Below are 22,040 nucleotides of genomic sequence, written 5' to 3'. Positions count from 1 at the left end.
AAGGTTACATAAGATAAAATCCCTGTGGCTCAATCGGATCTGGGATTTCCTTCTCATTTAATAGTTGACGGATATTGATCTCTATCGTTCGTGAAAGTGCGGTCATAGGCGTATCCGTAGGGCTGTTGCTGAAAGGATCCTGAAGCCTATGCGCTAGCATTTCCAAGAAAAAAAACATCATCGAAACCGAAATAAGAATGACAACCTGCAGCACAATGTTTAAGTGGAACGAGGATGACAGACTCAGAAAAACGGCAAACAAATAGATGGCGGCATGCAATATCTGTCCAAATGTGGGGGGAAAAACGGTATTCTTAATCCGCTCTGCCCTCCCCATAGATGCTACCAGATCATTTAATGTTTTTTCTATCTGAAGCAGAGCAAATTCATTCAGCAGGTTCTCATCATAAAGTTTTTTCAAGCATCCATTCTGTAATTGACTGATCGCAAGGGGAACATTCGAATGTTCTCGGAGCTTTTTAATTTCCTCTTCGTTGAGCAAATCTTCCAGAACAGACCAAATATCCTGCCGCCTCAATGATCTTTCTAAGGCTCTGCACCAGCCAATCTGATAATTTGAAATTTTAGCCACATCTAGGTTTTCAGTTTTCACATAAAGCTGGAGCTGCAGGATCAGAGAACGGCTGTCATTTACGATTGCTCCCCAAATGGTACGGGCTTCCCACCACCGGTTATAGGACTGGTTGATTTTATACGATAACAGAATCGAGATCGCAATACCCAAAGTTGTCGCTATCTGAATGGAAATATCCGGCGCATAATCTGGTAAATAATATGGTAATAGACCAAAAGTAACCCCCAGAAGGGCAACTGTAAACAATTGTACCTTAATTTCATTTAATAGAAATTTAAATGGAACTCTGCGGTTTATAATCATGGGACTTTCTATTTAACATTATTATTACTATACAATTCAAAATAAGAATTTCCGATTCCAATTAAATAAATATAGCTCCAAAATACCAAACGGAGGAAAGTGATCCACCCTAAATTAAAGGGTAAACCACTTTCTTTATCAAACTTGTTTAATTCTGATAGATATCGCCTTCAAAAGAAGCATTGTAAAGATCTTTTAAGTCCTGTAAAGTCGGTTTACGCGGATTGAAACCTGTACATGGATCTTCTAAAGCATTTTTGCTGATGAAATCCAGATTTTTCTCCCAGTCTTCACGGGAAATACCGAATGCTTTCAGTGAACCTATGTTATTGACAGACGCTCTAAGTTTCTCTATTTCCTGAGCCAGCTCCTCTGCTGATGTCCTGCCAACAATTTTGGCCAGATCAGGGTATCTGCTTGTTGCTGTCTGATTGTAACGGATCACATTTGGAAGGAATATCGCGTTGGCTGCACCATGGGGAATACCATAAAGGGCGCCAACTTGATGCGATAATGAGTGTACAATACCCAACCACGCATTATTAAAAGCTAAACCTCCCATAAATGAAGCATCGTGCATGTTTTGACGGGCCTTGATATTGCCCGGATTATTCACCGCTTCTTCCAGATTCTGAAAAACAATTTCCAGACCTCCTTTTGCCAGTACATCTGCATAGTTGTCTTCAATATTCGACACATAGGCTTCCACACAATGTGTCAAAGCATCCAGACCCGTATTTGATGTGATGTGAGCCGGCATTGAAGCACATATTTCTCCATCTACAATTGCAATATCCGGAGTTAACTCGTAAGAAACGATCGGATACTTCACCCCTTTTTCTCTATCAGTGATAACCGCCAGACCTGTTGTTTCTGTTCCTGTACCACTTGTAGAAGGAATCGCTACAAATTTAGCCTTCTGGCGTAATGTCGGAACAGTGAAAGGTTTTGTCATTGCCTCAAAATCGGCATCGGGATATTCATAGAAGACCCACATCATTTTTGCCGCATCGATTGCAGAACAGCCCCCAAGACCAACAATCCAGTCCGGTTCAAAATCACGCATCACTGCAGCTCCCTTAAGACTTGTTTCCGAAGACGGATCTTCTTCAACACCGTCAAAAACAGCAGTTTCAAGTCCTGCTTCGTTTAAATAGGAAAGTGCTCTATCTAAGGTCCCACTTCTTTTCATTGATTGTCCACCAGTTACAATGATCGCTTTCTTTCCTGAAAGGTTCTTTAATTCTGATAAACTTCCAGCTCCGTGAAATACTTCGCTGGCAACAAATAACTTGCTCATATTTTTATTTTAAATTTCTTATACAAAATTACTGCAATGACAGAGGCTGATGTTATACATTGAATATTATATGATATACATTTGCTCCCTTATGAATAAACAACTGAAATTAAAACAAAAAGGCAGACAACTACCATTATACTATTGAAAATCAAATACTTCATACGGAACACAACATTCATAGTTATACATTTAATCACTGACATACAGCATATTTGGTACTGTATTAAGTATAAAAAGCAGAAGTAATAAACTTCTGCTTTTTATACTTGGAGTAAAACCTATCCTGAATCAGCGCCAGGACTTATATTGATTGATCAACCCATTGGTAGATGAGTCGTGGCCCTGAACCTGGTGATCCTCCTGAAGTTCAGGTAAGATAGCATTAGCTAATTGTTTACCAAGTTCTACGCCCCATTGATCAAAGCTGAAAATGTTCCAGATGACCCCTTGCACAAAAATTTTATGTTCATAAAGAGCGATCAGTTTACCCAATGATTTTGGCGTTATCTTTTTCAGCAAAAATGAATTTGTCGGACGGTTTCCCTGAAATACCTTGTATTTACGCTGCTGCTCGATTTCATCAGCCGATTTTCCTGATCCCTGCAATTCGGTTATCACTTCCTCCGCTGATTTTCCGTTCATCAGTGCTTCGGTCTGAGCAAAAAAATTGGACAATAGTATTTTATGATGTTCTCCCAGTGGATTTAAACTCTGAGCCGGCGCGATGAAATCCGAAGGTATCAGCTTCGTCCCCTGATGAAGTAACTGATAAAACGCATGCTGTCCATTGGTGCCAGGTTCGCCCCAGACTATAGGTCCTGTCTGATAATCAACAATATGACCGTTACGGTCGATATATTTACCATTGCTCTCCATATCCCCCTGTTGAAAATAGGCAGCAAAACGGTGCAGGTATTGGTCATACGAAAAAATACCCAAGGTCTCAGCACCATAAAAATTGATATACCAGATCCCCAAAAGAGCCATGATTACGGGAATATTCTTTTCAAAGGGAATATGCTGAAAATGCTCGTCGGCCTCATGGGCACCCTCCAATAACGCCTGGAAATTATCATATCCTATTCCAAGACTGATAGACAGTCCTATTGAGGACCATAATGAATATCTTCCCCCTACCCAGTCCCAGAACACAAACATATTGCGCGTATTGATTCCGAACCTTTCCACCTCAGCTTCATTCGTACTCAGCGCAACAAAATGTTTTTCGATATCTTTTATTTCAGCTCCGGCCTCAAGTAGCCAAGAACGCGCACTATGGGCATTGGCCATGGTTTCCTGGGTGGTAAATGTTTTGGAAGCAATAAGAAAAAGTGTGGTTTCAGGATTCACATACTTAAAGACCTCAGAAATGTGCGTACCATCGACATTCGATACAAAATGTAGATTCAGAGGCGTTTTATATGCTTTTAAAGCCTCCGTTACCATGACGGGGCCGAGATCTGACCCACCGATCCCAATATTGACAACATCAGTTATCGACTTTCCCGTATATCCGGTCCAGCTTCCCGAAAGTACTTCCTGTGTGAAATTTTTCATCTGGCCCAGTACTTCATGAACCTGGGGTATGATATTCACTCCATCAACAGTAACTACCGCATTTTTTGGCTGGCGCAGTGCTGTATGCAGAACAGGCCTGCCCTCCGTTGCATTGATCTTATCTCCAGCGAACATTTTATCAATCGCCTGGTCTAGTTTCACCTCTTTTGCCAGATCCAGCAAAAGGTTCAGCGTCTCTTCTGTAATTCTGTTTTTTGAATAGTCAAACAGTATATCACCCCATTGCACTGAAAACGTGGAGAACCGATGGGGATCTTCTATAAATAAATTGCGGATCTGCACATCTTCTATTATCTGGAAATGTGCCGTAAGCTTCTGAAAAGCCTCTGTATTTTTTAAATTAACCGTTGGTAACATATGTTTAAGATTTATGTTACAAACCTAGCTCAATTCTCCGGCGGTCACGCAACCAACTTATACCTATGTCTTATACATTTGCGCCAATTGCTGCTGCAGGTCCGTCGGTGTTTCATCAAGCTTAGCCTTAACAAACTTGTTGAGTGCAGCAGGTGAGTTGAAGCCAAGTTCGAAAGCAATTTCCTTATGGGAATAGCTGGAGAGCAGCAACAATTGCTTGATCTCATTCATGATCCTTGCGTGGATGGTTTCGATCGAGGTAAGTCCTGCGGTTTTCTTGGTGATCTCATTTAATTTTTTTGGTGAAATCAGCAATTTTTCCGCATACCAGCTTACTGTACGCTCTGTCTTGTAATGCCGCTCCAGTAATTCTAAAAATTTCCCATAGAGTTTCGTATTTTCATTGGTCAGCTTATTCTTGTCCCACTTTGTGTGGACAAACTCGACCAGTTTAAGTAACGTTATCTTGATGTAAAACCGTGCCTGTTCTTTCTTTACCGATGTCAGATCATGGTATAATTTTTCTATCTGATCCAACAGCAACTCTACTTCCTTGGTCTCCGCTACGGGCAGTTCAATATGATTGAGTTTGACAGAAATGTTGTGATTGTAAATACTCAGCTCATTTTTAAGGATATCCGAACAGAACAGCACTTCATCAAACAGGATCATCTTGCCCTCAAAGTTACTGCTGATCTGTTCTTTTGATGATAGCTGTCCAGGAAATATAACACAGATGTTATTTTCGGTCACATCGTACCGGCGGTCCTCCACCTGCATTTTCATTTTGCCTTTTTTAACAAATAATAGACAAAAATGGTCTTTTGTATGCGGTTCCCTATATTCCTCCAGTGCATTCCTGTCCAATTCAAAAATATGAAAGGGCGTGATTGCCCTTTCAGAATTATGCTGAATATCTTTCAGATGATGTGTGATCATATTTATTTTTTATATTAAATATTGCTGTGCAAATATTTTGCTGCTTTTTTGTCTACCAAAAATAATAATTCTCCCTGAGATGGCGCAAGCAATTGTGCCGGGTATATTCTGGGGTTATAAGGCCCCTCGATAACCTCTTTGAGAGCTTCTGCCTTCGTTTTTCCAAAAGCGATCACGAGCAGTTTTCGTGCCCTGTTAAGAAAAGGGGCCGTCAGTGTAATCCTGTACATCTGCTGCTGTTCCAGATAATACGCAGTGACCCAATTTTCTGTTTCATCCAGCGCCACGGTTCCCGGAAACAACGAGGCAGTATGCCCATCTTGTCCCATTCCAAGAAGGATGAGATCCATTCTGCCATCACTTCCCAGCATTTCTTTTAATAATACATTATATACAGCAGCGAAATCCTCTGCTGTTATACCGTCCCGGTACATGGGAAAGACATTGACCGGCCGAACAGGCACTCTGTCCAAGAGCTGCTCATAGGACATCCTGGCATTGCTCAGGTCATTGTCAAGTGGCACCCACCTTTCATCTCCCCAGAAGATCAGTACTTTGGTCCAGTCGATCTGGTTTTTATACTGATCTTCCGATAGTAACCTATACAGGCCTTCCGGTGAAGATCCGCCCGTCAGTGCAACGGCAAAATATCCTTTCTGCATAATCGCTTCATTTGCAGAACTGATAAAAACCGCTGCAGCTTCTTTGAAAATTTCTTCTGTGGTCGCAAATATATTAAGCATCTTGTTCCTTTTTAAATTTTTCGGCAGAAGTAGATAACCAGTGATGCCCCTGTCTCTTCAATAAATCATCCGCAGCTGCAGGCCCCGCACTTCCAGCAGCATACGTGTCCATCTTTGGCGAATTTCCGCTTTCCCAGGCGGTCTGAATATTGGAGATAACATCCCAGGCCTCCTCCACCTGATCCGAACGCATAAAAAGAGTAGAATCCCCGTCAAGAGCATCCAGGAGTAAGGTTTCATAAGCTTCAGGAGTTTCCGATGAACATTCAAAATAGTCGAATACCATTTCAGCCGGTTTCAGCTTCATGTCCAGACCTGGTTTTTTGGTCATGAACGACAGCCTGACGTCCATTTCTGGCTGGATATTGATCACCAGTTTATTGGGGAACAGCATATTCAGATCATCTCGAAATGTCGTGCACGGGACGTCTTTGAAACTGATCACGATGGAAGATTTTTTTTCCTGCATGCGCTTACCCGTCCGCATATAGAACGGTACCCCGCGCCAGCGTTCATTGTCAATGTAAAACTTCATCGCAACATATGTTTCCGTATTTGACTTTGGATTCACTCCGGGTTCTTCCAAATAGCCAGATTTCTTTTTACCGTCAATCTCTCCCTCGGTATACTGTGCTCTTACCGTATAATGTCCGATATCCTCAAGGTTGATCCTTCTGACACTTTTGAGCACGTCTACTTTACGGTCCCTGATCTCTGACGATTCAAATGCAGCGGGAGCTTCCATGGCAATCATGCAGAGAATCTGCATCAAATGGTTCTGGATCATATCACGGAGAGCCCCTGACCCATCATAGTATCCGCCCCGGTCTTCAACGCCGACAGTCTCCGCAACGGTAATCTGTACAGAATCGATATAATTATTATTCCACAATGGTTCAAAAATGGTATTTCCAAAACGGAAAGCCAGGATATTCTGTACATTCTCCTTTCCAAGGTAATGATCGATCCGGTAGATCTGCTCCTCCTTAAAAGTCTGCGAAAGGAGCTTATTGAGCGCTACGGCCGAAGCCTTATCATACCCAAAAGGTTTTTCAATGATCATCCTGTCCTGATCAACATTCTCGGTCAGACCTGCATTTTTTAAGCTATTCGATACCGTTTCAATAAAACTGGGTGCCACCGAAAGGTAAAACAGACGGTTGGATCTGATCCCCAAGTTTACATCAATGGTATCAAGTTCATTTTTCAACCGGATAAAAGATTCCTCCTGTGTTATATCAAATCTGATAAATTTAATTTTCTCACTGAAATTATTCCATTGTTCCTGGGAGAATTTTTGGATTCTTGAAAATGTCCTGATATTTTCAAGGATATAATTCCTGAATTCTTCCTGTGTCTGTTCCGTTCTTCCCAGTGAAAGAACTTCAAATTCCTCGGGCAACCAACCCTCCAGGAACAGATTGAAAAATGCAGGAAATAATTTTCTTTTCGCCAAATCTCCTGTTGCCCCAAAAACTACGATCGAGGTTGGCTTTTTATCATTATTTTTCATTTTATTTAATTTTAAGATTCCCAACGGGTATGGAATACGCCTTCCTTATCAGTTCTTTCATAAGTATGCGCTCCAAAAAAATCCCGTTGTGCCTGAATAAGGTTCGTAGGCAAATTTTCTGCACGGTAAGAATCGAAATATGACAGTGCATTCATCCATGCCGAAACAGGTGTACCATTCTGAATGGCATCCCGAATGATGGACCGGATACCTGCCTGTGATGCATTTAACTTGGCAGCAATCTCCCTGTCAAGTAGAATATTTGCAAGATCCGGCTGTAAAGCGAACGCCTTTCGGAAGTCTTCCAGAAGTGTCGCACGGATGATACAGCCCCCACGCCAGATTTTACACACGGTCTCCAGATTCAATCCATAACCATAGGTATCAGATGCCATCCTAAGCTGGGCAAGCCCCTGTGCGTATGTGCTAATAATCGCGAAATAAAGACCGGCCTTCAGATGTTCCAGATCAACAGGATCAACTTTTGACGTATTTTGCCAGGTCAGCAGCTTCGATGCCTGAATCCTTTCCAATTTATATTTGGACATGTCCCGCATATTCACAGCAGCGTCGATCACAGGTACGGGCACCTGAAGATCCATTGCATTTTGAGATGTCCATTTACCTGTCCCTTTGGATTTAGCCCAGTCTGAAATCAGATCCACCAGGAAAGTATTCTCTTCTTTTCGCTTTAGAATAGCTCCGGTAATTTCAATGAGAAATGAATTCAGTTCTTCCCTGTTCCACTGTTCAAATGATTCCTGTATCACTTCATGCTCCAGATGATAGACATTCTTCATTATATCATAGGTCTCTGCAATAAGCTGCATAATTCCATATTCTATACCGTTATGAACCATCTTCACATAGTTGCCCGCTGAGCCGTTACCCAAAAATTCAACGCATGGTGCATCATCAACTTTTGCAGCAATTGCTTCAAAAATGGGGCGTAATCGCTCATAAGCTACCTTATCACCTCCGGGCATCATACTCGGCCCCCTTCTGGCCCCGCTCTCACCACCTGAGATTCCCATACCAAAAAAGTGGATTCCCTTTGACGAAAGTTCCTGATACCTCCTGTCGGTATCAGAAAAATAGGTATTGCCCCCATCGATTATTATATCGCCCTCATCCAGCAAGGGAAGTAAAGTTCCTATTGCCCCGTCAACAGCAGAACCCGCAGGAACAAGGAGCATTATTGCTCTCGGACTTTCCAGAGATTTAACAAAGGATTCCGGATCAACGGTTGCAAAAATCTGATGGTCTTTCTGTGCTTCATTCTGCAATGAACCTGCCTTCTCCTGATCCATATCCAGCCCAGCCACAGCAAATCCATGATCCGCCATATTGAGCAATAAATTTCGGCCCATCACACCCAGGCCTACTATACCAAAATTATATGTCTTCATTTTCTAAATCTTTAAATATTCTATTTATATCATTCTTCACTACAGTTAAAAATTGAGCAGATTTGATTCGCAGAATAAAGTCTTCCCTGTTAGTACAGAGAAGACTTCGAAGGATAATCCGACTTTCTGATTTATGCTGTGATGGCTTCTTTCAGGGCTTTAGCTGCTGCAGCTGGATCCTGGGCACCATAGATGGCTCCTCCGGCAACAGCTACTGCTGCACCAGCAGCCACGACATCTTTAATCGTGTCAAGATTTACACCACCGGCAATCGAAAAAGGAACCTGTGCCTCGCGGCCCTCACCGATAAGTTTTTGCACGTTATAACCCGGCTGCGCTTGTTCATCAAGGCCAGCATGCAATTCAACAAATGCCACACCAAAGGCTGTAACTTCTTTGGCACGTTGTACACGGTCTTTTACACCGATCGTATCAACTACTACTTTTTTACCGGCTTTTTTTGCTGCTTCTACCGCACCTTTGATCGTGGAATCATCAACAGCACCCATTACGGTTACCAGATCCGCACCTGCATTGAATGCCATTTCTGCTTCTAATGCACCTGTATCAGCTGTTTTCAGATCCGCAAAGACCAATTTATCGGGATGCGCGGATTTCATTGCGGTGATTACTTTTAGACCTTCAGCTTTGATTAAAGGTGTTCCCAGCTCGATGATATCCACATAAGGTGATACTTTTGCAGCCAAATCAAGGGCTGCTTCTGTAGTCAATAAGTCAATCGCTACTTGTAACTTAGTCATAATATAAAATTTTAATATTTATTTAATTGTATTTCTCGTTATTCAAGATTGGCATGTTTCGGCCAGAGTTCCTCTTTTGTCAGGCCTGAATCTCTCCACAGTGTCATAAATACAGCATCAAGGACCAAAAGGACAGACTGTTCAAAGAGACTTCCGGCATACTGACGGGACGCTGATTCTCCAAAGTCCGTCTTCACCGCCGCGTTAACAAGCACCACATGGTCTGAAAGGCTAGCAATTTTGCTATTCGAATCCGCTGTAATGCCAATAACAGTTGCATGTTGTTTTTTTGCCTTTTCAGCGGCGATTACAAGTGTCGGCGTGCTTCCAGAACCGGAGCCTACCAGCAGAAGATCGTCCTTTAAGATGGCGGGCGTAGTTGTTTCACCCACAACATATACATTTAAGCCTAGATGCATAAATCTCATGGCAGCCATCTTCAGTGCTAAACCGGTACGTCCGGCACCTGCAAAAAATATACGGTCCGCTTTCTTTAAATTGTCCTCCAGTGTCTGTAGCGATACCGGATTCAGTACTGATGAAATCGCTTTAATTTCATCCAGGATTATATTTAAATTGTTTATTGAACTATTCTCTTCCATTTTCTGTAGTAAGGATATTTTATCACCAGATCCTCTGATTTGATAATACAAAGTTATGCTGCCTGAGACGCCTGATATTATACATATAACATTATATAATATACATTTGCGACCTTCCTGTCCACTGTAAAAGAGCGGGTTATATTTTAATAATACTGTATTGTATAGGGAGTGGTGTCGCTGAACCCAGAAAAAAGGTAACTGTGCCTGATCAATAACAGTCCAACGCACATTATGGCCTTACCAAACTATTTTACACCTGCTGGTCAAACATTAAATTCCGGAGGTTTAGTTTGCGGATAAATGAAACATTGATTTTCCCGGAACACCGGCAAACCGTGAATCAGTTTTTTAATTATATTTGTGTTACAACCAACTAACAGGAAACTTATGTCAAAAGGCCTTTTTATATTGCACTCAAAATATATTCCAGCAGGAGACCAGCCGGATGCTATCGCAAGACTTGTTTCGGGAATTGAATCTGGAGCTACCCACCAGACACTCAAAGGTATCACAGGTTCAGGAAAGACCTTTACAATGGCCAACATTATCCATCAGCTAAAACGTCCGACCTTGATTCTTGCACCTAACAAAACCTTGACTGCTCAGCTATATGATGAAATGAAGCAATTTTTCCCAGAGAATGCTGTTGAGTTTTTTGTCTCATATTACGATTATTTTCAGCCTGAGATGTATCTGCCCGGCAGTGACCGTTTCGTTGAAAAAGACTCTTCCATCAACGAGCATTTGGAAAGACTCCGCCTTTCCACCACAAAATCCCTTATTGAACGCAGGGATACTATTGTGGTCGCATCGGTTTCGTCCATTTATGGGCTTGGAGCACCCAGCGATTATAGCGCATTACAGGTTCGCCTGTCGCTGGGAATGACAGTTCAGATAGACCAGCTGGAGCAGGGCCTGGCACATTTACAGTACAGCCGTACGGAACGTGCCCTGAAACGTGGTAACTACCGGATCGAAGGAGATATCATAAAAATTTTTCCCGCTGATTCAGAATACAGGGCCATACAAATCGTTCTTAGTTACGGGATAATCACTTCACTAAAGTTTATTGATGCCGCTTCAGGCAAAGAGCTTGAAGATATAACAGCGTATTCAGTGTCGCCCAAAACTCTATTTGCACCTTCAAAAATACAGGCAACAGCAGCAGCGGACCAGATTATGACCGAACTTGATGAGCGTGTTGCACAGCTCAACAACGAAAATAGACTGGAAGAAGCTGACCGTCTTTACCAGCGTATTACCGATGATGTGGAAATGCTCCGTACTGCCGGATACTGTTCTGGTATGGAGAACTACGCAAGCTTTTTTAGTGGCCGTGATCCCAAACTGCCACCCGTTACCCTTCTGGATTATTTACCGAAGGATGGCCTTCTGTTTATAGATGAATCACACGTCATGATTCCGCAGATTTCGGCAATGTACAAGGGCGATCAGGCGCGTAAAGATACCCTGATAGATTATGGTTTTAGACTTCCTTCATCAAAAAACAACCATCCCCTTAGTTTTGAAGAATTTGAGAAGATCAAACCGCAGACTATATTTGTTTCGGCCACCCCCGGTAATTATGAGCTGAAAGTTTCAGAGGACCGCGTTGTTGAACAGGTTGTCAGACCCACTGGACTTCTCGATCCCATTGTGGAGGTACGGCCATCAGCAAATGATATTGACGATCTGCTGGGCGAAATAAAAAAATGTGTGGATTCGGGCAACCGTGTTTTGATCACCACGCTGACAAAAGCCGCCGCCGAAGAACTCAGTGGCTATATCCAGAGCGAAGGTTTCCGCGTGAGATATCTACACTCGGATTTTAAGACCTTAGAAAGAACTGAAATTCTCAATGATCTCAGAGCCGGAGAATTCGACATCCTGATAGGTATCAGTCTGTTGCGGGAGGGACTCGACATTCCGGAGGCTTCACTGATTGCAATACTTGATGCTGACAGGGCTGGATTTCTGCGGTCAGCAAGTGCACTTATACAGATGATTGGCCGTGTAGCACGTAATGTCAACGGAAAAGCTATTATGTATGCCGACAAGATCACCCCGGCAATGAAGGCAGCTATTGACGAAACCGAAAGTCGCCGAAAACGCCAAATTGCTTTCAACGAAGAAAATCATGTTTCTCCCGTTTCCTCCAGCCGTAGACCAAATGCGGAGGAACCCCGCGAAGGAAAAAACTTCACCCACACAGAAGCTTTTTGTAAGAATCTTGAGGAGCTCTGCGAAAGGATAACTGAACTGGAACGTCAGCTTGTTGCTGCATCAGACGATCATGATGAAAAACTGACAGATGAAATCCGCCTTCAATTAGACGGTCTCTATAGACAGTTCATCTATATCTAAGTATTCGCATCCGATAGTTTTTAACGATACTGAGGGGCTTAGATCCCGCTAAATATATCATACAAAGATGCAATAACGCTGCACTATATAGAATTGCACATTATTTTAATGTGCAATTTTATATAGTGTTGAATTAGTTGTAGGATACTTCTACACGATCAAGTTTAGGAATATTATTTTTGCAAAATGGAAGAAAAATTTATTTTTTATCTGATCCTTGCAGTATTGATTACTCTTTTGATTATTCTGGCAAGAAAGATCAGGATCGCTTATCCTATTTTACTGGTATTGGCAGGATTAGCTGTTAGCTTCATTCCCAGAGTCCCGGTTATAACAATTGATCCCGAGCTAATTTTCATTATATTCCTACCTCCCCTGCTCTACGAATCAGCATGGAATATTTCATGGAAAGAGCTGTGGAAATGGCGCAGGATTATCAGCAGTTTTGCGTTTTTGGTTGTATTCTTCACTGCCTTCGCAGTTGGAGTTACCGCTTGGTATTTTATTCCCGGTTTTACCCTGGCCCTGGGTTTTTTATTGGGTGGAATTGTATCGCCGCCGGATGCCGTAAGTGCGGGGGCAATTCTTAAAAATGTGAAAATACCCAAAAGTTCCGCCGCTATTCTGGAGGGCGAAAGCCTACTGAATGATGCCTCGTCATTGATCATATTTCATTTTGCCATAGCCGCAGTAATGACCGGACATTTTGTTTGGTATGAAGCTTTGGGAAGCTTTTTCTGGATGGTGATCGGTGGCGTGGGAATTGGAATTCTGACAGGAAAAATCTTTATGGAAGTACATAAAAAACTGGATACCGATGTTAATATAGATACCATTTTAACGCTCATTGCTCCCTACATTATGTACCTTGCGGCTGAAGAAACTCACGCTTCCGGTGTATTGTCTGTTGTATCGGGAGGACTGTTTCTGTCCTATAACCAGCATAAGTTTTTGAGCAGCTCTTCTAGATTACGGACCATAAGTGTCTGGAACTGCCTGGGCTTTATACTAAACGGTACAGTCTTCATGATGATCGGTCTTGACCTTCCCCAGATTATTGCAGAGCTTGAAAATGTAAGCATTTCAAAAGCTATCGGATATGGTGTTTTGATCACCGGCGTTGTAATACTTGTCCGGTTTATCTCTTCTTATGCCGCAGTAATTGCGACATTCATTGCAAGAAAATTTACGACGGTCGCAGCTTCCCAGAACCACGGATGGCAATTCCCGGTTTTCTTTGGCTGGTCGGGGATGCGCGGAGTGGTTTCTTTAGCTGCAGCACTTTCTATTCCGGTTTACATGGATAACGGACAGCTTTTTCCAGAAAGAAGCCTCATCTTGTTTGTCACTTTTGTAGTCATCCTATTAACCCTTGTTGTTCAGGGATTAACACTCCCTCTTCTCATTAAAAAACTAAACCTACCTTCCGAAGAAAACGAAATGTCCGAAGAACAGATTAGCGCCAGTCTTTTCAAGGAAATGACAGCGGATACAGTACATTACCTCCAGGACAAATACGGTGATAAAATCCAGGATTATCCCCATGTCATGAACATGGTCGCAAAATGGGAGAAAAAATATAATGATGTCGAAAATGTATGCCGAAGTGCTCCGTCCAAAAATCTATATATAGATCTTTTGGAATTTCAAAGACGTTGGCTGCTGAAAAAAAATGCAGAATACAAAGATCTGGATGAGGATATAATAAAAAAACATCTGATGCGTCTTGATCTTGAAGAAGAAAGACTACAATATTCATCTTTCTAGGATTGTAGTATAGTATTTCATATTTATTGATCGTTTTAATTGCAGGAATCAGTGCTCCACTGATTCCTGATAAGTTGCCGTCGACGGTTTTAAACACTTGGTGTAAAGCAATGTCCTCAATGTTCCTATAATTTCCTCCTTTTCTTATGTTTTTTCCTTTCATTGTCTTTAACTGCTTCCCTGATCGGCTGTTTAAGTCTATTTTCCGAGATAATTTCATCAATTCCAGATTTATTCCACGGCACCAACTCGGCCTTAAAGTCAAGTCTGAGGCCCGTTTCTTTCAAACCTTCTATCTCCTCCCATCCATTTCTTCGGTTCCATCCCACCGGATCAAGGGTTCTTGAATAAGGAATTTCAACAAAAATTAAATCTATGGGGTAGTCCAGTATTTTATCCCATTCTCGATCTCCTATCTCAAAATTTTTGGGATCGTAAGGAAAGGCATAGACATTTTTATCCTCAACATACCAATCCTCCAGATCATCAAAACGTATACCCATTGTTGATAGAACATCTTTAGGCCTCAAAAGATCTATCCGTGCATCTGCATAAAAGATGTGTCCTCCAATTTCAACCGTTGGAAGTTCTCCATGTTTAATTCTTCTTGTCAGTGCCTCCTGATCGACCATGAGCTCAAAATCGGTCAGCAATAGAATTTCCTCAACAGCCTTATTATACTTTTCTGCCATCTCCCTAGGGGCAAGCGTTACAAACTGTGGAGGAGTTATAGTTAAATTCTGTCTACTCGTCTTGTCGAAATGATCAAAGCGGTATCCCTCTTCCTCCAGATCGATCATATCTTCTAATGTGTAACGGGTTTCGGGGTTGGCCCTTTCCCGAAATTCGAATTTCTCCACATCAACAATAAACTCGATTCCGTAATCTGGATCTGTATAGATCGGTAGTTCTTTTTCCATAACTCAGCTTTTATTATTTTTATTAATTTAATTGCTGAGCTAAATTCTGCTGTAGCGTTAAATATTTGGTGAATTGCAGAACATTGAGGTACCATTTTTCCTTAATTTTCCTATCTAATTTCAAAATTTTGGCCTCTTCCCTTTCTTGGGATTCTCTATTGCTGATTTTTCATTTTTGATCAATAATTTTTTAGCTTCTATTTGATCTTGCGAATGATACAGTTCAAGATATTTATTAATGGGAAGAAGTCTGCTCAATATAGAATTACTGGATATATTATTCACTTTATCGACCAAATTGTCAATATGCTTCATTGCTTCATTTACACCTGACTGCTTCATATTGCTGGCTGAATGTTCAGAAAAAGGAATTATCACCTGTGCATTGTACGGTTTGTTGTTTTTTTCATAGATTATGGTCAGGTCTTTAGCAGGATAGCCAGTGTCATTGCTACTCGCAATAATATAATTTCGGTATTCCTGCAGAGTAAAATCAGGATCATTTTCTGAGATCTGGATCAAGGTCTTCAGATCTGGATTTTTAACTGTAAAATCACTGTTTAATAAAGCGGTTCCATTGATCTGTTGTTGTGACGGTTCGGCAAAATGAAACATTTTAAGATCCTGATAATATAGTTCAAGATCTGTAAGGAAATGAAAATTATTGATAACTGCAATTGGATCTAAGTTTGTAAGATCCGGAACTTTAAACTCTATTGAATTTTCGACCGTTTGATCTCGAAGCAGATCGACGATACGGCCGTCATTCATATTGCAGTATAAGTAATAACAACTTTCATCATCAATAAAATAATCATACCGATACGCTGTTAATTTGATACTATCCATATCGCCGTTCAGTGGTCGAAGTGAATTAGCAATAGCATCTATTTCATAAACTATACCCGCAATATCAATTTTTACGCGTTCGCCAGATACCCTTCGTCTGAGGATCTCCTGATCCACGATGATGTCAAAATCAGTTTTATTTTTAATGTCATCCACGCTACAGCCGTATCTCCGCATCATACCTTCCGGATCAATCTCAGCAATTCGTGGAACGCTTACTTTTACTGTTGACTGAGCAAATTCTTCCTTACTTTTTTCGGATTCATGAAAAATATCATCAGCGGGACCTAAAGATCTTTCCGTAGGAGTATTTTTATTTATTTTACTGTAAAAAAATTCGTAATGGGTAAGATGATCAAGCATTTCGTTGAAAAACAACAGATTATTTGGATCTTTTTTTTCAATTAAAACTAATCTATCAATATCAAATTGAAATTTGGTACCGCATAGTTCAATTTCAGGTAGGTTTGCTTCCATACTTTCTTTATTATTTATGAATATCTAATTAGATCCCTCTACCCTTTTTCCGGGATTTACTCGGGGAATGTGCCTCATTATTTTCCAACCTTCTCAAAGCGACCTCAGATAAGATCTGGCCCACAATTTCTTTAATCGGAAGGGGAACAGAAACTGAGGCATCTTGCTGGAGGTCGTTTTTATTGGTCACTTCTGCTAACCAATCAATATAACCTCTAGCATCATCCATATTAACAGGTTCCATTTTCCTGTAGCCTGCACTTTTAGAGTCATCAAGTCCGATGTAAAATCCGTAATCAGGAAAATCAAGCTTATCATAAACGATGATTATGTTGTCCATTGATTTTTGGGAAACATTATTTTTATGACTGGCTATTATCCGGCCTTTGTATTCTTCGATCACATAATCGGGATCATCCTTTGCTATCATAGCTCCTTTTTTTATTGTTACTGATTAGTGCTTTAAAAATTCAGTATCAGATAAAGTCTCCGATATTAAAATTGTCCAGAGCATTATTCTGGTTCTCTTTCGGAATGACATTATGCTTTTCCGATAACGACTTATCCAAAAGCCTGGCGATCTTCTGCGAAGCCCCATCGATGGACTGTTGCATCATCGCAAGAAACTCCGTTCCCTCCATTTTGTGGAGGATGTCACTTGTTTCTTTTTCCTGGGCTGCATCCAGATTGTCCTGCTTCAACAGGTCCCCAACTTTTGTAAGTTCATTTAAAGAAACTGCCTGCCCAAACCGGTCATCATCCTCTGGAATATTATCGGTTTCGTCAGGTTCCTCAATATTAGAACTGGAGACATCTTCCTTTTCCAGGTCATTTCTGGTTGGATCTTCGTTGCCCTGATCCGCCTTATTTGTCAACATTTGTTCGATTAACTTTTTCCTATTGGCAAGCCAGACGGGTGTTTTTGCTTTTTCAGGAATTGTGACCTTCCCTATCACATCCGGTTCAGCTATCTGCTCAACCTTTCGAAATATTTTCCGCTGTGGTTTTATGAACCTAACCTTATCGATCAGCAATAGTATAATCACGACAATTAGGCAGAACAATATTATGGTCTGTATTAAAGTTTCCATGACTTAAAAAAGTGGCTTTGATTTGTCCTTGAACTCCCTGACGAGCATTTCTTCAAAAAGCGTGAAATGATGTCTCAATATATTATCCAGCAGCGCATATAACGGGATTTTATCCTCACCGATCACACTGGCGATTCTGGCTAATCTGGTATGATGCTCTCCGCTGACATAAATGCTCTTATCGCCACGTTTTTCCATCAAAGTATCTGAAAGGAAAAGCGATTCATAACTCACATGCTCATAAGTTAACTGCTGATGAACTTTAACAGTAACTTCAACCTTTCTATTTTGCTTTTTCATCTTATAAAATGGGTTTAAATTTTTTATTGAAATAATCGGTAATCTCATCACCATATTCTCGGAAATGATTCTCCAGGATATTGTCTATATAAGAATACAGCGTTATTTTGTCCTCACGGGTTAACTGCACTATGCGCAGGAGCCGTTCGTGATATTCCGATCGGATATAGACAACCTTTCCACTCCTCCCCGTTGGAAAACGGTTGACAAGAAACAGTTCTTCGTAATCCATTTTTTTACCGGATCTTGTTCTGGACTTCTCAACTTTAGCCGTGCGAATTAAATCTTTATCGGTGCTTTCCTCCGGATTTGCCGCTGGTAAAGGCTCATCGCCACTCATAATGTTCATCAGGTACTCCTCATCTATGACGGGTTTCTCAAATTCTTTACGATCTTTCTTTATTGCCATCTCAGATATGAATTATTTTTAAAAACTCTTTAACAAATTCATCTACACGCGTAGCTTTCAAAATCTGTAAGTCGGCAGGCAGCAGCGTGGACTTGAAAACATAGCTTCCTGTGTCATCAATTTCTTTCCGAAACCGCTTACTGTCCATGATCCTTGTTGTCATACTCTTTAGCGATAATCCCTCTATTACAGTTTGATAAGAATCATAAAGACCTGTCTTTTCCCTGCCATCAACCTGATTCCAGAATAGAAACAGTGATTGTTCAAGGGCATTTTTGTTCTGTGCGGGAAGTTTCAGAAAAACCTCACTGAATGCCAATGTACTCTCAACGACCAGTCGGTCTGCGGTTATTGGCGAAAAAATAAAGTTCATGCCCTTTAAAGCACCGATAACACCCTGCGTATTGGCAGTTCCGGGGAGATCGAAAAAAATAATATCCGGCTGAACGTAGCTACTCTCACAGTAGTCAAAGGCTTTTTCAAGTGCATTCTCGGCCTTACACTTAATGATGGGATAAGCTTTCTTATTGATCGTATGGAATTGTTTTACGGCCAGCCGCTTATGAAAATCACTTTCCATAATGGTACGCTTATCTCTTTCGCGCATACCGAGAAGGCTGTGCTGCGGAAAATCGCAATCCATTACCACGATATTATATCCAAGACGATAATGCAAAACGCTCGCAAGAAGAATCGTCATTGTCGATTTACCAACTCCGCCCTTTTGCGCATAAATGCTTACCTTTAAGGTTTCTTTCTTTTTTTCCATATTATATTATTTTATAGCTTCTTAATTTTACAGTTGTATCAAAGAGCAAGAACCTAAGTTTACAGATGCGTCGTAAAATATATGTATAGTCAGTATTACTGGTTTAAAAATGACCTTGCATAAAGGCTCATATCTTATTTGTAAATCATTTGTACTTCTTAAAATACAGCAGGCTGGTAAAAAAACATCCTCTACTTATGACCTCATATTTTACCAGTTTTATGCTTTTACGCTTTTATAATTTTATGCTTTTATAGTTTTATGGTTTTAAAACCTAATACTTTTATGTTTTTACAATTACTTGCTTTGTAAGAGGGTACATTGACCATAGTTCTTACCGACATGCTCTATGCAAAAGAATGCAACTGTAGGGGCTGTAAAGCAGAAGCTTTACTACCTTTCCTCTTTTTACCTACGGTTTCCGAAAGCTCTTTATGATGCGAGCTTTATTCTATTCTTTCTCATATCTGTTCCCAAGAACAGAGCAAGTTGTGTTTTGAGTGCCTCAAAACTCGTTTTGTGCCCCAAAACTACTTGCACTGCCGAGGGCTGGGCAATCCTCCGAAGTCGGATTTTCCTTTTATGCTCTTTTGGATATCTTATGTGATCGCTAGGAAAAACTAGGTTTTTAAAGGCCCATCAGCTAAAATGTTCATCGCTATCTATTAGGTTTTGAAAAAAAGATATGACAGCAAATCGGAAAGGAGGTCGAAAACCCAAAATCGACAAGGCAACCCATCGCTATGTTTTCCGTCTCACGGATTCTGAAAACGCAAGATTTTTATCGTTATTAGATCAATCAGGACTTGACAATAAAGCTAAATTTATTGTATCACTATTGTTTGAAAGGAAGATAAATTCGGTGATTATAGAGAAAGGCGCTATGGATTACTGCACAAAATTAACGCAGTTTTTCGCTCAGTTCAGGGCAATAGGCGTAAACTATAATCAGATCGTAAAGATCCTGCACACAAATTTCGGTGATAAAAAAACAGTCTTTTACCTAGCAAAACTTGAAGGACTGACCATAGAACTCGCTAATATCTGCCGGGAAGTTTTAATCCTCAGCAAAAAATTTGAAGCAGAAATTCTTGGAAAAAAGCAAAATTTATGATAGCCAAAATAGGACGTGGCTCTAAAATCTATGGTGCGCTGCTATATAATCATAGCAAGGTATTCCAGGATAATGGCAAGATTTTGCACATGAACAATATGCTCGAAACACCTGACGGAAACTATACGACCGGACAATTATTAGCTTCATTCGTCCCGAACCTTGCCGCCAATAAGAATACAGAAAAAACTGCAATCCATATTTCGCTCAATCCAGATCCGCGTGATATTGTTTCGGATGAAGACTTTATCAACATCGCAAATGAATATATGACCAAAATGGGCTATGGTAATCAACCCTATGTGGTTTTTAAACACAATGATATTGATAGGACACACATCCACATTGTATCAACAACAGTCGATGAAAATGGAATAAAAATATCCGATGTTTTTGAGAAGAAAAGATCAATGGAAATCTGCCGCCAGATTGAAAAAAAACACCATTTAACACCCGCAGATCAAAAAAAAAGTGCTGACGAGCGTTTTACATTTACACCTGTCGATTACGGCAAAGGAAACATAAAAAGTCAGATTGCTGCAGTGGTACGCTACCTGCCTGATTATTATAACTTTCAGAACCTGGGGAGCTACAATGCTCTTCTTTCACTTTTCAACATTACTGCCGAGCAAATAAAAAAAGATTTTAAAGGTGAAATAAAAGAAGGATTAGTTTATAGTGCTCTGGATGCTAGCGGCACTAAAATAGGGAATCCTTTTAAAGCATCCCTTTTCGGTAAACAGGCGGGACTTATCGCTCTTCGATCCCATTTTGAAAAAAGTAAAGCAGTAAATTCCGAAATTAAAGTGAAAACCAGCCAGATTATTTCCACAGCCCAGACAATAACCTCCAATGAAAAGGATTTTATCGATTATTTAATAGACCACGGAATCAATACAGTAATAAGAAGAAATGAACAAGGCAGATTATATGGAATTACCTTTGTAGATCATAATATCGGAAATGTATTCAATGGTTCTCATTTAGGCAAAGAATTCTCCGCCAATATATTTCATGAACTCTTTTCAGGTAAAAACTTAAATGAGGATGAGAAAACCGATCTTTTAGCTTCCCAAAAATTTCCTTTGAGTAATACAAAATCTCTAAAAGATGATTTACATCCGTTATTCGATTTTATGCTTAATACGGGAAATATTATAAGCGATTGGGGACTGCTGGAATCTCTTTTATTGAATGGTTATAGCGAAGATCCCGAAGAACAGTTATTTGAGGTCAACATGAAGAAAAAGAAAAAACGAAAAAGACATAAAAATTGAAATCGTCTCCACCAAATTAATATAAAACTACGCTGTTATTTGCTTAATAGCCTTTACTTAAAAACAATGTGAAATAGAAAAACACCTAATGATACAAACATCCAAAACAAACTTTTATTATAGTGCTTAAATTTTTCGGTTGCAATATTTGCTGCCACGAATATTTGAGAATTTAGATCATTTAGGTATTTTACTTCATCCTCACTATTTACTTCACTTTCAAAAATATCAAAAGTCTTTGTCGCTATGGTACCAAAAAAGATATTTGAATCTGTATTTAGTCCATTTTGTTTGTAAATATTTACATTTATTCTCCCCTTTAAAGTCAAATATATCTGATAAAAGGTAATGACAGAGGTAACGAAAAATCCGATTGTTGTTAATAACAAAATAAAATTGACAAAACTTTCCCAACTCAATTTTGCTGCTATGCTACAGGATAAAAAACTAATCATCTCCGAACCAATGCTTGACGTGAAAATGATGGTAAGGACAACACCATAAAAGGTCAATATAAATGAGCTCTTTGTGTCACAATTAGATATCCATTGACTAATTAACTCTATCCTCTTAGTGCTATACTCTATTTTTTCCATA

21 protein-coding genes are annotated in these 22,040 nt (G+C 40.3%); 4 read left to right on the top strand and 17 right to left on the bottom strand.

Annotated elements, in window-relative coordinates; translation table 11 throughout:
- Positions 1-4: 4 nt before the first annotated feature.
- From KKI44_RS20350 to hxlB, 9 genes are all read right to left on the bottom strand, one after another.
- Positions 5-898 carry a bestrophin family protein gene (locus tag KKI44_RS20350; protein WP_214588897.1) on the bottom strand — a complete coding sequence of 298 codons (894 nt, stop codon included), beginning with the start codon at positions 896-898 and terminating at the stop codon, positions 5-7.
- A 148-nt stretch (positions 899-1,046) separates the two neighbouring features.
- A complete protein-coding gene (locus KKI44_RS20345; RefSeq protein WP_061084742.1) occupies positions 1,047-2,198 on the bottom strand; it encodes an iron-containing alcohol dehydrogenase in 1,152 nt (383 codons plus the stop codon).
- A gap of 291 nt (positions 2,199-2,489) precedes the next feature.
- The gene (gene pgi / locus KKI44_RS20340; RefSeq protein WP_214588896.1) at positions 2,490-4,136 is read right to left on the bottom strand and encodes a glucose-6-phosphate isomerase; all 1,647 of its coding nucleotides are present in this window, start codon (positions 4,134-4,136) and stop codon (positions 2,490-2,492) included.
- 63 nt (positions 4,137-4,199) lie between these two features.
- Positions 4,200-5,075: an AraC family transcriptional regulator gene (locus tag KKI44_RS20335; RefSeq protein WP_061084744.1), complete on the bottom strand. Its 876-nt coding sequence runs from the start codon at positions 5,073-5,075 to the stop codon at positions 4,200-4,202.
- A gap of 14 nt (positions 5,076-5,089) precedes the next feature.
- Positions 5,090-5,818, bottom strand: coding sequence for a 6-phosphogluconolactonase (pgl, locus tag KKI44_RS20330; RefSeq protein WP_214588895.1), 729 nt, complete (start codon positions 5,816-5,818; stop codon positions 5,090-5,092).
- Positions 5,811-7,331, bottom strand: coding sequence for a glucose-6-phosphate dehydrogenase (gene zwf / locus KKI44_RS20325; RefSeq protein WP_214588894.1), 1,521 nt, complete (start codon positions 7,329-7,331; stop codon positions 5,811-5,813). The genes pgl and zwf overlap by 8 nt, the downstream gene beginning before the upstream one ends.
- A gap of 11 nt (positions 7,332-7,342) precedes the next feature.
- Positions 7,343-8,740: an NADP-dependent phosphogluconate dehydrogenase gene (gndA, locus tag KKI44_RS20320; RefSeq protein WP_214588893.1), complete on the bottom strand. Its 1,398-nt coding sequence runs from the start codon at positions 8,738-8,740 to the stop codon at positions 7,343-7,345.
- 131 nt (positions 8,741-8,871) lie between these two features.
- Positions 8,872-9,501, bottom strand: a complete 630-nt coding sequence (gene hxlA, locus KKI44_RS20315; protein WP_061084748.1) for a 3-hexulose-6-phosphate synthase — start codon at positions 9,499-9,501, stop codon at positions 8,872-8,874.
- 38 nt (positions 9,502-9,539) lie between these two features.
- Positions 9,540-10,103, bottom strand: a complete 564-nt coding sequence (hxlB, locus tag KKI44_RS20310; RefSeq protein WP_112376614.1) for a 6-phospho-3-hexuloisomerase — start codon at positions 10,101-10,103, stop codon at positions 9,540-9,542.
- A 390-nt stretch (positions 10,104-10,493) separates the two neighbouring features.
- Between hxlB and uvrB the strand changes: the two genes are divergently transcribed.
- On the top strand, positions 10,494-12,470 hold the full coding sequence (gene uvrB / locus KKI44_RS20305) for an excinuclease ABC subunit UvrB (protein ID WP_112376456.1): 1,977 nt from the start codon (positions 10,494-10,496) through the stop codon (positions 12,468-12,470).
- Between the two features lie 186 nt (positions 12,471-12,656).
- Complete coding sequence (locus KKI44_RS20300) at positions 12,657-14,237, top strand: Na+/H+ antiporter (RefSeq protein ID WP_214588892.1); 1,581 nt, start codon at positions 12,657-12,659, stop codon at positions 14,235-14,237.
- A 125-nt stretch (positions 14,238-14,362) separates the two neighbouring features.
- Here KKI44_RS20300 and KKI44_RS20295 read toward each other — a convergent pair whose 3' ends face one another.
- The 7 genes from KKI44_RS20295 to KKI44_RS20265 all read right to left on the bottom strand — a co-directional run bounded on the left by KKI44_RS20295 (position 14,363) and on the right by KKI44_RS20265 (position 19,052).
- On the bottom strand, positions 14,363-15,157 hold the full coding sequence (locus KKI44_RS20295) for a hypothetical protein (RefSeq protein ID WP_214588891.1): 795 nt from the start codon (positions 15,155-15,157) through the stop codon (positions 14,363-14,365).
- A gap of 120 nt (positions 15,158-15,277) precedes the next feature.
- Positions 15,278-16,483, bottom strand: coding sequence for a hypothetical protein (locus KKI44_RS20290; protein ID WP_214588890.1), 1,206 nt, complete (start codon positions 16,481-16,483; stop codon positions 15,278-15,280).
- A gap of 28 nt (positions 16,484-16,511) precedes the next feature.
- Positions 16,512-16,913: a hypothetical protein gene (locus KKI44_RS20285; protein WP_214588889.1), complete on the bottom strand. Its 402-nt coding sequence runs from the start codon at positions 16,911-16,913 to the stop codon at positions 16,512-16,514.
- Positions 16,914-16,959: 46 nt separating this feature from the next.
- On the bottom strand, positions 16,960-17,574 hold the full coding sequence (locus KKI44_RS20280; protein ID WP_214588888.1) for a hypothetical protein: 615 nt from the start codon (positions 17,572-17,574) through the stop codon (positions 16,960-16,962).
- 3 nt (positions 17,575-17,577) lie between these two features.
- Positions 17,578-17,874, bottom strand: coding sequence for a DUF3408 domain-containing protein (locus tag KKI44_RS20275; protein WP_250902104.1), 297 nt, complete (start codon positions 17,872-17,874; stop codon positions 17,578-17,580).
- Between the two features lies 1 nt (position 17,875).
- A complete protein-coding gene (locus tag KKI44_RS20270) occupies positions 17,876-18,283 on the bottom strand; it encodes a DUF3408 domain-containing protein (protein ID WP_214588886.1) in 408 nt (135 codons plus the stop codon).
- 1 nt (position 18,284) lies between these two features.
- Entirely contained in the window at positions 18,285-19,052 is a 768-nt protein-coding gene (locus tag KKI44_RS20265) for a ParA family protein (RefSeq protein WP_214588885.1), read from the bottom strand.
- A 685-nt stretch (positions 19,053-19,737) separates the two neighbouring features.
- On the opposite strand from KKI44_RS20265, the gene mobA reads away from it, so the two are divergent.
- Together mobA and mobB are read left to right on the top strand one after the other, a co-directional pair.
- Entirely contained in the window at positions 19,738-20,166 is a 429-nt protein-coding gene (gene mobA / locus KKI44_RS20260) for a conjugal transfer protein MobA (protein WP_214588884.1), read from the top strand.
- Positions 20,163-21,443: a conjugal transfer protein MobB gene (gene mobB, locus KKI44_RS20255; RefSeq protein ID WP_214588883.1), complete on the top strand. Its 1,281-nt coding sequence runs from the start codon at positions 20,163-20,165 to the stop codon at positions 21,441-21,443. Before mobA ends, mobB begins: the two co-directional genes overlap by 4 nt.
- Positions 21,444-21,496: 53 nt before the next feature.
- On the opposite strand, the gene KKI44_RS20250 is transcribed toward mobB, so the two are convergent.
- On the bottom strand, positions 21,497-22,039 hold the full coding sequence (locus KKI44_RS20250) for a hypothetical protein (protein WP_214588882.1): 543 nt from the start codon (positions 22,037-22,039) through the stop codon (positions 21,497-21,499).
- Position 22,040 lies beyond the last annotated feature (1 nt).

Source organism: Chryseobacterium sp. ZHDP1 (assembly GCF_018603435.1).
Taxonomy (GTDB): domain Bacteria; phylum Bacteroidota; class Bacteroidia; order Flavobacteriales; family Weeksellaceae; genus Chryseobacterium; species Chryseobacterium indicum.
Note: the sequence above shows the minus strand (reverse complement) of the source record. Positions and strands in the feature narration are given on the sequence as shown.

Bases quoted from the DNA above. Each gene is read 5' to 3' on its own strand.
- KKI44_RS20335 (WP_061084744.1), bottom strand. From the start codon at position 5,075: ATGATCACACATCATCTGAAAGATATTCAGCATAATTCTGAAAGGGCA.
- KKI44_RS20300 (WP_214588892.1), top strand. From the start codon at position 12,657: ATGGAAGAAAAATTTATTTTTTATCTGATCCTTGCAGTATTGATTACT.
- hxlA (WP_061084748.1), bottom strand. From the start codon at position 9,501: ATGACTAAGTTACAAGTAGCGATTGACTTATTGACTACAGAAGCAGCC.
- KKI44_RS20275 (WP_250902104.1), bottom strand. From the start codon at position 17,874: ATGAAAAAGCAAAATAGAAAGGTTGAAGTTACTGTTAAAGTTCATCAG.
- gndA (WP_214588893.1), bottom strand. From the start codon at position 8,740: ATGAAGACATATAATTTTGGTATAGTAGGCCTGGGTGTGATGGGCCGA.
- KKI44_RS20280 (WP_214588888.1), bottom strand. From the start codon at position 17,574: ATGGAAACTTTAATACAGACCATAATATTGTTCTGCCTAATTGTCGTG.
- mobA (WP_214588884.1), top strand. From the start codon at position 19,738: ATGACAGCAAATCGGAAAGGAGGTCGAAAACCCAAAATCGACAAGGCA.
- KKI44_RS20295 (WP_214588891.1), bottom strand. From the start codon at position 15,157: ATGGAAAAAGAACTACCGATCTATACAGATCCAGATTACGGAATCGAG.
- KKI44_RS20345 (WP_061084742.1), bottom strand. From the start codon at position 2,198: ATGAGCAAGTTATTTGTTGCCAGCGAAGTATTTCACGGAGCTGGAAGT.
- KKI44_RS20290 (WP_214588890.1), bottom strand. From the start codon at position 16,483: ATGGAAGCAAACCTACCTGAAATTGAACTATGCGGTACCAAATTTCAA.
- pgi (WP_214588896.1), bottom strand. From the start codon at position 4,136: ATGTTACCAACGGTTAATTTAAAAAATACAGAGGCTTTTCAGAAGCTT.
- hxlB (WP_112376614.1), bottom strand. From the start codon at position 10,103: ATGGAAGAGAATAGTTCAATAAACAATTTAAATATAATCCTGGATGAA.
- KKI44_RS20265 (WP_214588885.1), bottom strand. From the start codon at position 19,052: ATGGAAAAAAAGAAAGAAACCTTAAAGGTAAGCATTTATGCGCAAAAG.
- KKI44_RS20270 (WP_214588886.1), bottom strand. From the start codon at position 18,283: ATGGCAATAAAGAAAGATCGTAAAGAATTTGAGAAACCCGTCATAGAT.
- mobB (WP_214588883.1), top strand. From the start codon at position 20,163: ATGATAGCCAAAATAGGACGTGGCTCTAAAATCTATGGTGCGCTGCTA.
- KKI44_RS20350 (WP_214588897.1), bottom strand. From the start codon at position 898: ATGATTATAAACCGCAGAGTTCCATTTAAATTTCTATTAAATGAAATT.
- zwf (WP_214588894.1), bottom strand. From the start codon at position 7,331: ATGAAAAATAATGATAAAAAGCCAACCTCGATCGTAGTTTTTGGGGCA.
- KKI44_RS20250 (WP_214588882.1), bottom strand. From the start codon at position 22,039: ATGGAAAAAATAGAGTATAGCACTAAGAGGATAGAGTTAATTAGTCAA.
- uvrB (WP_112376456.1), top strand. From the start codon at position 10,494: ATGTCAAAAGGCCTTTTTATATTGCACTCAAAATATATTCCAGCAGGA.
- pgl (WP_214588895.1), bottom strand. From the start codon at position 5,818: ATGCTTAATATATTTGCGACCACAGAAGAAATTTTCAAAGAAGCTGCA.
- KKI44_RS20285 (WP_214588889.1), bottom strand. From the start codon at position 16,913: ATGATAGCAAAGGATGATCCCGATTATGTGATCGAAGAATACAAAGGC.